The organism is Companilactobacillus huachuanensis, assembly GCF_005404815.1.
Classification (GTDB): Bacteria; Bacillota; Bacilli; order Lactobacillales; family Lactobacillaceae; genus Companilactobacillus; species Companilactobacillus huachuanensis.
Genome location: NZ_BJDF01000014.1, coordinates 1 through 12204, shown reverse-complemented (window position 1 = coordinate 12204; position 12204 = coordinate 1). Strand labels below are relative to the sequence as shown.

Below are 12204 nucleotides of genomic sequence, written 5' to 3'. Positions count from 1 at the left end.
TAGCAGGTTAATACTCGCAGCTCTGGAGACGGGAGAAAACTAATTATTAGTATCAGTAGAAATAATCCCCTTCTGGAAATTAATAAAACGTCCGCTATTACGACTGAATGTTAATGTATAGTAATAACTATTATCTTTGCTCAATTGTTTAATATAAACCCGAGTATATCGAGGTACATCTGCTATTTGATAACCGACGATACTAGAATTGCTGACACGAGCGTTAGAATTTTTGGCTAGGACATACAAACCATTGTTACTATTATCAGGGTTCAATCCGAGATTGATTGAAATCTGGTTGAAATTGCCCGGCTCATTAGCATTAGTGGCCGTCAAATTGGAATTAATAATGGCTGTCTTTAGAAGTTGCATGAATGCTTTAGCTTGATTGTTACCAGATTTACCCAGAACGATGTCTTTTATAACAAACTGGGGTGGATACTTGTTAGACTTAGTATTAAGATACTTAGCTGATTTGATAGTGTCGCCCTTGTAATAGAGACGATAACGGTAACTGACAATAGTTTTGGTATCATCGTAGCGATTGCAGCTGATAGTAATGTATTTTCCAGTGGCATCTTTACCGAAATTGAGTAAGGTCATTTTGGCAATATAACGATGTGGTTTGGCGTGAACCTTTTTTAGTAAATTATTTTCTTGGTCATTTGATAAAAATGAAAGTTCTTTAGTATTATCATAGTCATCATTAATAGTGCTGACTAAGTTGATAGCTTGCTGTTTTTCCTTGGTCATGTCGCCATCATTGATATCAACTGCTTTGGGGGCAATATCTTCGTCAATGTTCTTAGGATTAACAATCAGAGAGAACGGAATGGTGATTGAAGCAATGCCATCGACCGTTTTATCTTTGATTTTTCCTAAATTAAGGGCATATGAGGATACAATTATTACTAGCAATAGTAAGATAATGATCCATTTAATATATTTTTTGTTTAATTTTTTCAAAATTTCCACCCTTTATTTGCAGGATAATTTACTATAATAATAACAAGATGAACTAGATATTTGGGGAAAATAATGAAAGATAAGAAAGATTTAAAGAGTAGGACGAAATCAGAACATTATTTGATGTTAAGTGCTGGCGTTGTCGGAGTAGTGACAGCTATCATTTTTTTTATCATGCTTTCACGTGGTGTTGTCAATGCCGTAGTGACTTCAAAAATATCTAGTCAGTATCAGGACAAAGAATTAGAGGTTTTAAAGACTGATTTAAATTATCGGTCATTGGATTTTATCGGTAAGGTAATCAATGTCAGTGATGGCTATGTTATTACAAAAAGTAATATTCAAAAGTATCAGGAATTAGAAAACTATATCCAGGCGCGTAAGGATCGAACCAAGGATGTCAATGCACTATATGACGGCAAGAGTGATTATCGTGATGATGTGACGAGTGATACTATAAATAATTTGGATAAAATGCTGCTGAAAGAGAAGAATCAAGATATTTATCAGAAGCAACGTAATAAATTAGATACGATTCAGATTTGGTATGAACAGACTCAAGATGCTGACAAATATTTGAGTAAGACTTGGGATGCTTATACTTCGGATAACTCAAGTTTGAGTTTTAAGAAAATTTCGATGGTCAATACGTATTATAAACTGATCAAAAATAAGACTGTTAAAAAACGCTGGAATGACGCAGTTACGAAAATGGACGACTATTTTGCCAATCATCAGGGGGAGAGTTCCCGAGTAGCAGCGGTTAAGCAGGAATTAGAAGCATTAAGAGATTCGCCTTTAACTGAGAAGTATACTCCAGCAACTGTTGATATTGTTTCAAGTCTCAATTCAACCACTGGTGCTTCAGATGCCTTAACACAGGCAGGAATTACTGGAAAAAATGTGCTTTACTACAATTCAAGTAAGAATACTTTAGCATTGATGACTAAAGTCAGCGGTAAATATGTGGCGCAAGATGGTTACATTAATGTCATCAGCTCTCAAGTTAGCTCGGGCAAATACACGATTAAAAAGCTCGTCAGTGCTGGTAGTTCAGATGCCATCGTTACAGATAGCAGCAACAGTGCCTTTGGACAATATATTTCAAATGCGAGTGACAGCGACTTTACTTCAATGGATATTACTGATCCAGATAATACAACAGCTGATTTCAATTCGGCTACACCAGTATTTTGGTTTAAGAATAATTCGGCTTTGAACAGTTCAATTTACTTTGGCAATGGATCAACACTCGGCTTCATTTATGCGGGTGGTACAGGCTACAATAATGGTATGCAAATTAGTTCATCAGACTTGTCTAATTTGATGTCACAAATCTCTTCTGGAATAACATTCTATGTTAATTAGGGGCTAATTATGCGTAAGAAAAAAATGGAACACAGATTAATCAGGAAAAGAAAGAAGTGGCCATGGATACTATTAACAATTGTTCTATTAATTGTTTTGAGTGTCGGAGCTTTTTGGTGGAAATATGGCTATGATATTAGAAACACGATTGCAGACGGTTATTCATACAGTCAAGGATTGAAAAAGTCAGATTTTCATCCTAAGAATTCAACCGTTATATATGACCGTAACGGCAAAGAAATTAAGAAACTATCACAGTCAAGTTCAAATTATACTGATATTAATGCAATTAACCCCAATATTAGTAAGGGATTGGTAGCTGTCGAGGATCAACGCTTTTATATTCATCACGGTGTCGATTTGTATGGTATTCTTCGATCAAGTGTTTCAACCGTTTTACACCATCGAACTGAAGGTGGATCAACCTTGACACAACAGCTAGTTAAGAATGTTATCTTGCAAGATCAATCGCAGAATCTGACACGTAAGTTGAAAGAAATGGTTATTGCACAACAATTAGAGAAAAAATTTACTAAGAAGCAAATTCTTGAATTTTATATCAATGATGTCTACATGGGACATGGTTCATATGGGTTCAGTGCGGCTTCAGATTATTACTTTTCACAGAATCAAAAAGATTTATCAATTGATAAACTAGCGGTGCTAGTCGGCATCCCTAATAATCCGGTTTATTATGACCCAGTTGCGGCTCCACAACGAACTGTAAAACGTCGTAATATGATTTTGTATATCTTTTACCAACGTGGATTGATTTCTAAAAAAACTTATCAAACGGCTCGTAAACGTCCACTAGGATTGAAGATAAATGAGAAGCGTTATGACAATGATGTTTCCAATAATTACGCCTTAAGCTATGCGGTCTTTAATGCGACTGAAGAATTGATGAAATCAGCCGGCTTTACAATGCGTTATGACTTTAAAGATGATGCCGACCGTAACGCCTATAATACTAGTTACCAACAAGCTTACGAACGCGCTCATGGTCAATTAATGGATGGTGGTTATACCATAAGAACTACTATTGATGAGACGGTTCAAAATAAGATTGAAGAATTGGTCAACAATACCTATAAGGCTTATACAGGTAGGGATGTTCATGGAAAACTAACTCCTCAAGTATCAAGTACTGTGGTCGACAATAAAACTGGTGACGTTATAGCGATAGTTGGTGGACGAACGACTAATGGAGACCAAGTTAATCGGGCGATAAGTGGATACCGTCAACCTGGTTCAACTGCTAAGCCTTTAGTGGCGTACGCACCAGCATTTGAGCGAGGGTACTTCCCTCAAAGTACCGTGATTGATTCAGCTGTCGGCAGTCCGGTGATTCATAACTGGTACAGCGGCTATACAGGCAGTAATACTTTGCGACATGCTTTGGAAAATTCAATCAATACTATTGCATATAAGTTGGCTGCTTCTGATACTAAGAATACTTATTATGATGATTTGGTTAAGATGGAATTTGCTCGTTTGAGTCCTGATCAGAAAAATGATCCACGTTTGGCTATTGGTTCATTCAAGTACGGTACAACAACAACTGAAATGGCATCCGCATATAGTTCTTTCTCACGTGGGGGACAATTTATTCATCCAAGTAATTTGTCGAGTATTTACGATAAAGACAATAATCGTTACATTTATCAAAATACGCACATGCAAAAGTCTGTCTATACGAAGAATGCCAGTTATATGATGCTCAATACCATGCAGTCAGTTATTACTGATGGTTTGGGTAAAGCTGCTTCATTAGATAATTACAAGTACACAGCTGGTAAAACTGGTACGACTGATGATACGAAGGATTCTTACTTTGTCGGCATGACACCTAATTTCACGATTGCTAACTGGACGGGTAATGATGTGCCATCAACTTTGACTCAGAGTGAAGATGCATTGACGATGCAGGCGTTCAAAGCTGAGGGTCAATATTTGGTCGATTATACGAAGCAAAAGGAAACTAATTTCAAGAAACCAAGTACGATCACAGTCAGTGGCAGTAATATTTCGGTTAAAGCAAGTAATGAGAAGCCAAGTATTCAAGATATTATTGATACTGACTTTTCGAAGTATAATACTGACCAAGAGAATAAGAATACGAACCGACTCTACAACCTTGATTATCGAATTATCTATCATTTGACTAAGAAGGAAGAATTTAGTCGTGAGGATAAAGTTCAAAAAGCCATTGATAAGTATAATGAGTCGCAAATAACTAAAGAATCTCAATACAACGGTAAGTTAAGTGAATTACAGAAGATTCGATATCTCAACGCTAACGTTAAGCGTCAAAGTGCCAAGATTGATTTCAATAAGCAGATTTTGGAATTGCAAAAGGATCTGAATATGAGTCAGGCTATGTTTCAAGCAGCTAAGGATAATAAGAAAGTTGCAAAATATGAAGCTGAAAAGGAAACAATCGAGACGGAACGGGCCCAAAAACGTCAATCAATGGTTGATAAGCTGATGCCACAATATAATTCGCAGTTACAAAAGGTAAAGGATGCTTATAAGAATGATGATTCTGATAAGGCTGATCAAAAGCAGAAGCTGGTTGATATTATGAATGAAATCAGAAGTTATGGTGGCAATGTACCAGATGTTAAAATCGATTCTAATGGTTCTAGTTCTTCTAGTTCTTCGTCTTCTTCATCATCATCTTCTTCTGATTCAAGTTCATCTTCAAGTTCAAGTGATTAGAGTGTATTGAAGGATTCCGCCTGAGGTTGCCAGCAAATTTCGCCTGCTGTGGGACCGGTGCGAGCCAAGGTCTCGCACCTCGATTTTGAGCCTTGCAAAAACCGCAAGTCTCAAAAGTCGTCCATATTATAAGAACTTGCGTCCTTATAATATTTTCACTGCTGGTGAAATTGCTGGCAACCTCAGGCTTGGGTTATGGTTTTTGCCAATTAAAATAGTTATTTGAGATATAAAAAAGTAGACTACTAATAGGGTTACTTCTCAATTCAAATATTAGGTTCCATATAGATTCAAAATAAAATAGATCAGATAATTTCGGAAAATAAAAATCCGATTTATCTGATCTATTTTAATTAGCTATTCTTATCTAAATGATGAGGGATGAAAATCTGACATGACTATTACTGTGGCAAGTTATATAAATAATCATAGTTTATTCATCTAATTTGAAAAAACTAGTTGGAAGAGCTGAGAGTATTCATATGCAGCGAAAGTGGCGTTAGAGCTTCAGCTCTTACACCACCGGGCGTGTTGTAGACTTTCCGGTTCTTGGAAAGGCTTCAACCGAGGCTCAAGACCGCACTGTGGCTCGGGCCGTTCCGCGCAGCATATGAATACTCTCAGCTCTGGAAACGGAATATTAAAATCTTTTTGTCAAAATATAAAGTCAGATATAATGAAAAAACTATCTTATTATTTTTGAGTTTTAATTCCTGATTTCCTGTATAATCACCTTCGTAGGAGGATTTGAATAATGTCAGATGCAAATAATGCAAAGACGTTTAGATGGTGGAACATAGCCTTACTAGGGTTTACTACTGTTTGGGGTCTTAACAATGTTATTAACAACTTTGCCAACCAAGGTTTAGCTGTTATAACTTCATGGATTTTGATCATGATTCTATACTTCGTCCCATATACTTTAATGGTTGGACAGTTAGGATCAGCTTTTCAAGATGCTGGCGGGGGTGTCAGTTCTTGGGTCAAAGCACTTTCCAATAATAAGTTAGCTTACTTCGCTGCTTGGACTTATTGGGTTGTGCATGTTCCATATCTTGCTCAAAAGCCACAAATTATCATGGTTAGTTTGAGTTGGTTATTCAAGGGAAATGGTTCGTTTATCAAAACTAGTTCCCCAATATTAGTTCAAGGAGCCAGTTTGGTTATCTTTCTAGGTTTCGTTTGGTTAGCTAGTAAAGGTACTGCCACACTAAATAATCTTGGTAGTATTGCCGGTATCGCAATGTTTACTATGTCAATGCTATTCATTATCTTAGGTGTCAGCGCTCCATTTATCACTCATGTCCAAATTGCTACACCAAACATGACTGATATTCACACATATATACCGAAATTCGACTTTCAATACTTTACGACGATTTCCATGTTAGTCTTCGCTGTTGGTGGTTCTGAAAAGATTTCACCATACGTTAACAAGACTAAGAATGCTTCCAAAGAATTCCCACTTGGTATGATTATTTTAGCTGTTATGGTTGCTGTGTCAGCTATTCTAGGATCATTTGCTATTGGTATGATTGTTAATTCTAACCATATCCCAGCCGATTTGATGGCCAATGGTGCTTACCAAGCTTTCCAATTCTTAGGTAACAGTTTCCATGTTGGTAACTTATTCGTTTGGGCGTTCGCTATTACGAATACAGTTGCTTCAGCCGCAGCACTTGCTATTTCAATTGATGCTCCATTGCGTATGCTTTTAGGGGATGCTGATTCTAAATTCATTCCTAAGGCACTTTCAAAGAAAAACAAACGTGGTATTGCTATCAACGGTTATAAGATGACCGCAGTTCTTGTTTCTATCTTGATTATCGTTCCTGCTCTTGGTATCAACGGTATGAATGATTTATATAACTGGTTGTTGAACCTTAATTCAATCGTTATGCCTATGCGTTATTTATGGGTATTCTTCGCCTTCATGATGCTATCAAAACATATCGACAGTTATCAATCAGATTATATGTTCATCAAAAATAAATACGTCGGTTTTGGACTAGGTCTTTGGACTTTCTTCTTAACAGCCTTCGCATGTATCTTAGGTATGGTTCCTAAGATGAACATGGCACAAGATCCATCATCATGGTGGTTCCAATTAGCACTTAATATCATCACACCAATTGCCTTGATTACACTTGGTTTGATTCTACCTGCTATTGCCAAACGTACTAATAAAGATTTAGACGAAGCTTAAATTTAATTGCCTCTCTGCACAGGTGATTTGATAAGGAACTATCAGGAAATATTCAAACTAACAAAATGAGTTGTATCACACCTAATTATTTAGTTATTTAAGTGTTATACAACTCATTTTGCTATCTAATTTACATATAATAAAAAATCTGAATTCATCAGAAAACATTCTGTTTAATAAACTAAATATTCTCAAACTTAGAGATAGAATTTATAAATCAACTGATGAAATTTTATATTGCTGAAGGTTGAAAGGTGAAAAAGTAAAATAAACATTTCTGTGACAGTCCTAAATTCAATTTATTTAAATGGCAAAAAAATCACAATTGGACATTCTTATTATTAGAAAACTAGTTGGAAGAGCTGAAAGTATTCATTTGCCGCGAAAGTGGCGTTAGAGCTTTACTCTTACACCACCGGGCGCGTTGGAGACTTACCGGTTTTTGGTAAGGCTTCAACCGAGATTCGAGACCGCCTTTTGGCTCGGATCGTACCGCGCAACATATGAATACTTTCAGCTCTGGAAACGGCATAATACATCAAACTTTCAACCTTTAGTTATATTGTTTGAAGGGCCTCAAACTCCAGTTAAATCAGTATCTTTGTTAGAAAAGTTTTTAATCATGATAATTAAGCTGTATAATTGCATTCTATCTACTATAATATAGAGAGAATTTGTTTGAAACGTAGATAGCAAATCAAACGGAGTTTATTTATGGATAACAATAATAATAAAAACAAGATGTCAAGAGAGCACAGGCAAAGAACCCGTAACAGTGCCTTAGCCTCTGATGTTAGCGGTAAGATAAAACGTCCATTTTTGAAGATCTTAGGTCTAGTACTATTAGTCATGATTTTCGTGATGGGTGCTTATGGATTTAGAATTTATGCTCAAACCCAAAATTCTTTGGGTAAGACTTACAAGGCTTTGGATGGTAAAAGTGTTTCAACTAAAATCAGTGATAAGAAGCCAGTTTCCATTTTGCTCCTTGGTGTTGATACGACTGATGATGGGGTCCGTGATACTGAGAAAGATTATCATGGTAACTCAGATACAATGATAGTTGTAACAGTCAATCCTAAGACTAATAAAACCACAATGATGTCTGTACCAAGAGATTCCATGTCTCAAATTTGGAAGAGTAGCACTAATAACACTAAGAAAATTCAAAAAATCAATTCGGCTTATAACATTGGTAACGAAGAAAGTGCCGTTGCTACAACGGAGAAATTCTTGAATATACCAATTGATTATTATGTTAAAGTTGATTTTAATTCATTGACTCAGATCGTTAATTCTGTTGGTGGTGTTGATGTTGATGTACCATTTAGTTTCTCATATGGTGATACTGGTCAAAAGGAATCCCATTTCACAAAGGGTAAGATGCATTTGAATGGTAAGCAAGCACTTGATTATTCGAGAATGCGTTATGAAGATCCGCAGGGTGATTATGGTCGTCAATTGAGACAACGACAGGTTATTACAGCAATTATTAAGAGTGCTGCGAGTGCCAAGACGTTTACACGTTATCAAAAAGTGTTGGATAGTATTTCCAGTTCAATGAAAACCAATTTGAGCTTTAGTGATATGCAATCAATGTTCTTGAATTATCGTGGTGCAGCTAAGAGTATTGGTTCTGATCACGTTCAAGGCTATGGCTCAATGATCGACGGTTCTTCGTATGAAGTAATTCCTACTAAGGAACTACAACGTGCATCCAATAAGCTAAGGAAACAATTAGGCCTATCTCAAGAAGAGTTGGATAATGAAGAAACAAGGTTAAATACTTTGAATGAAGATAATGGTTTCTCCTTTAACAGTGAGAACACTAACCAAAACTATACAATCTTTACACGAAATCAAACGTCCGAGTAAGGATCTGACTAAAGGCTGAGACAATAGTTTCGGCCTTTTTTATATGTTTTTATGCTAGAAAGTACACCTTTGGTTAAGTTGATAACATGGACTAGTTGGTTCCTGGGTGATAACATGTATTCTTGTGTGTTTTATCAAAAAGCATGAGTAAATGGATGATTTACTACTATAGTAATGAGTTGTGCGTAACGATCTAAGCCGTGGGGATGTAATTGTTAAAGCAATAACGCTACTTTCACTGAAAATTAATACTATCGGCTCTTCCAACTAGTTTATTTTTATTTCAGGAACAATAATGGTTAATTTTTCATCTTTCAGTTATCAAAGTAAAGGTTGAAAGTTTAGTTAAGTATGCCGTTTCCAGAGCTGAGAGTATTCATTTGCTGCGCGGAACGGCCCGAGCCAGAAAGCGGTCTCGAACCTCGGTTGAAGCCTCGCAAAACCCGCGAGGCTTCAACGCGCCCGGTGGTGTAATTGCTGAAGCAATAACGCCACTTTCGCTGCAAATGAATACTCTCAGCTCTTCCAACTAGTTTTTTTAATGGGCGGAACAATAAAATGAAGATTTCTGAGTATTTAAATAAATTAGCTTCAGGCCTGTAATAGCAATTGTTAGATTAATTTTTCACCATTCAACCTTTAGTTATCAAAGTAAGAGTAAGTTCTATAAAGAGGTTATTAACTAGCTCAATGCATTACCTAATAAGTATGGTGCTAGGCCGATAATTAGTTACAAATATTCGTATCAATTGTATTTTAGAATTTGAAATAGTCTGGATATAAAAGCAATTGAATATTTTTACGTTCAATTAATAACGATTAATTAGTCGGAAGAGCTGGGAAATATTTGTGTGCCGTGGAAGTGTTGTTATGGCTTTAGCCATTACAACACCGGGCGTGTTTGGAGCCTTGACGAACTATGTCAAGGCTTCAAACCGAGGTTCGAGACCGCTTCCCAGGCTCGGACCGGTCCGCACAGCTAGTGAATATTTCCCAGCTCTGTAGACGGCATATTTAAATAGCACCACACAGATTACCTAATATATAATTCGAAACATTAATAAGATTACTAATAATAAGACGGCATAATTCAATAAAAGAGGAGATAAATATGAGTGTTTTAGAAGTACACGACTTAACGCAACAATTTTTGGATAAGAGATTGTACGATTCAGCCGATTTACAGGTTAATAAAGAAGATCATTTAGGTATCATTGGTCAAAACGGTGTTGGTAAATCAACTTTCATCAAGATATTGACTGGTCAAATTGAAGCTGATGAGGGAAAGATCTCTTGGAAGAAGCATTTAACTATTGGTTACTTGGATCAACAGGCAAAATTAGCTGCTGGAATGACGATTTACGAGTACCTTAAAACTGCATTTTCAAAGTTATATGAAACAAGTGATAAGTTAAACGATATTTACATGAATAATCCCGATGATGAAGACCTTGAAAAGGCTGGAAAGCTTCAAGAAATCTTGGATGCCAATGATTTTTATGAATTGGATACAAAGATTCAACAAGTTGCGACTGGGTTAGGACTCGATGCGATTGGATATGACCATGACGTTTCCAAACTTAGTGGTGGTCAACGTTCGAAGATTATTTTGGCTAAAATTTTGCTAGAACAACCAGATATGATTCTCCTGGACGAACCTACTAATTACTTGGATACTAATCATATTGACTGGTTAGCTGATTATTTAAATAACTTCGATGGTGCTTTTATCGTAATTTCCCATGATTATGGCTTCTTAGACCGCATTATCAACTGTGTAGCTGACTTTGAATTCGGTAAGATCACTAAATATACTGGTTCATTGAAGCAAGCCCTCAAACAAAAGGCAGCTAATAAGGAAACATATATGAAGGCGTACGTTAAGCAGCAAGACCAAATTTCTAAGACTAAGGCTTATATTAGAAAGTTTAAGGCTGGTTCACGTTCTAAGAGTGCTAAGAGTAGAGAGAAACAATTGTCCCACATGGAAGTCCTCACACCCCCAGGGAACAAAACTGCGGCTAGCTTTGGCTTTCCATATATCGAAGTACCTAGTTCACGGATGTTACTAGAAGTAAATGATCTTAAAGTTGGTTATGATGGAGAAGCTCTATTTGATAAAGCTTTGAATTTCTCAATCGTCAGTGGCGAAAAAATGGTTATTAAAGGGTTCAATGGTATCGGTAAGTCAACATTGATCAAGACACTACTAGGCATTATTCCACCTATTGAAGGAAACTTTGATTTCTCAGAGACAGTGAAGGTCGGTTACTTTAAGCAAGATCTCGTTTGGAAAAATAACCTTGATTCACCATTTAAGTACATTAGTGAAGAACATCCAGATAAGGATGGTAAGGAAGTTAGACGTGTATTAGCTAGAACTGGATTGACCAATCAACAAATCATGTCTCAAATGCGCTCACTATCCGGTGGGGAGCAGACTAAAGTCAAAATTGCTGACTTGATGTTCGATAATACTAATTTCCTATTCATGGATGAACCAACAAATCATTTGGATGACGAATCAAAGGCTGCACTTCGTAAAGGGCTCAAGAACTATGATGGATCAATGATTCTCGTAACTCACGAGGAGGATTTCTATAGTAGTGATTGGATCGATAAGGTCCTAGATATTGAAAAGATAAAAGAAAATTGATTATTTTCAAAAAAATATGAAAAAGTACTTGCATTGGTTTACCATTAACGGTAAGATATTACCTGTTGTCACGAAGAGTTAACAACGCCAACGGCTAAGCAATGATTTTGCTTGAATGTTGAAATAATTATTTCAAATAAGTTCTTGACATTATGTTTTGAACTTGTTATGATAATTAAGTTGACTCGCAAGGGACAATGCGTAAAAATTTAATGATTCATTTCATTAAATTTTTACAAAAATTATTTTAAAAAGTTCTTGACATTCATTTGTCAGCTTGATAAAATAATTAAGTCGCTGATGAGCGTAAGCACTTAATCAGCTGGTAGACCTTTGAAAACTGAACAAAGTTTTAACACTAAAATTGTGTAGGCCAACATTAATTTGTTGGATTTACAACGAAGTCAATTCG

Annotated in this window: 6 protein-coding genes; 5 read left to right on the top strand and 1 reads right to left on the bottom strand. The window is 36.2% G+C overall.

Annotation, left to right across the window (positions count from 1 at the left end):
- Positions 1 to 39 precede the first annotated feature (39 nt).
- The gene (locus FFM71_RS08775; protein ID WP_137611804.1) at positions 40 to 966 is read right to left on the bottom strand and encodes a hypothetical protein; all 927 of its coding nucleotides are present in this window, start codon (positions 964 to 966) and stop codon (positions 40 to 42) included.
- Positions 967 to 1038: 72 nt separating this feature from the next.
- On the opposite strand from FFM71_RS08775, the gene FFM71_RS08770 reads away from it, so the two are divergent.
- The 5 genes from FFM71_RS08770 (at position 1039) to FFM71_RS08750 (ending at position 11792) form a co-directional block, all read left to right on the top strand.
- The gene (locus tag FFM71_RS08770; RefSeq protein WP_137611803.1) at positions 1039 to 2334 is read left to right on the top strand and encodes a hypothetical protein; all 1296 of its coding nucleotides are present in this window, start codon (positions 1039 to 1041) and stop codon (positions 2332 to 2334) included.
- Between the two features lie 9 nt (positions 2335 to 2343).
- The gene (locus tag FFM71_RS08765) at positions 2344 to 5055 is read left to right on the top strand and encodes a transglycosylase domain-containing protein (protein WP_137611802.1); all 2712 of its coding nucleotides are present in this window, start codon (positions 2344 to 2346) and stop codon (positions 5053 to 5055) included.
- Positions 5056 to 5809: 754 nt separating this feature from the next.
- Entirely contained in the window at positions 5810 to 7261 is a 1452-nt protein-coding gene (locus FFM71_RS08760) for an amino acid permease (RefSeq protein WP_137611801.1), read from the top strand.
- A 714-nt stretch (positions 7262 to 7975) separates the two neighbouring features.
- On the top strand, positions 7976 to 9136 hold the full coding sequence (locus FFM71_RS08755) for an LCP family glycopolymer transferase (protein ID WP_137611800.1): 1161 nt from the start codon (positions 7976 to 7978) through the stop codon (positions 9134 to 9136).
- A 1111-nt stretch (positions 9137 to 10247) separates the two neighbouring features.
- Positions 10248 to 11792, top strand: coding sequence for an ABC-F family ATP-binding cassette domain-containing protein (locus FFM71_RS08750; protein ID WP_137611799.1), 1545 nt, complete (start codon positions 10248 to 10250; stop codon positions 11790 to 11792).
- The last annotated feature ends 412 nt before the right edge of the window (positions 11793 to 12204 follow it).

Bases quoted from the DNA above. Each gene is read 5' to 3' on its own strand.
- FFM71_RS08755 (WP_137611800.1), top strand. From the start codon at position 7,976: ATGGATAACAATAATAATAAAAACAAGATGTCAAGAGAGCACAGGCAA.
- FFM71_RS08765 (WP_137611802.1), top strand. From the start codon at position 2,344: ATGCGTAAGAAAAAAATGGAACACAGATTAATCAGGAAAAGAAAGAAG.
- FFM71_RS08760 (WP_137611801.1), top strand. From the start codon at position 5,810: ATGTCAGATGCAAATAATGCAAAGACGTTTAGATGGTGGAACATAGCC.
- FFM71_RS08750 (WP_137611799.1), top strand. From the start codon at position 10,248: ATGAGTGTTTTAGAAGTACACGACTTAACGCAACAATTTTTGGATAAG.
- FFM71_RS08770 (WP_137611803.1), top strand. From the start codon at position 1,039: ATGAAAGATAAGAAAGATTTAAAGAGTAGGACGAAATCAGAACATTAT.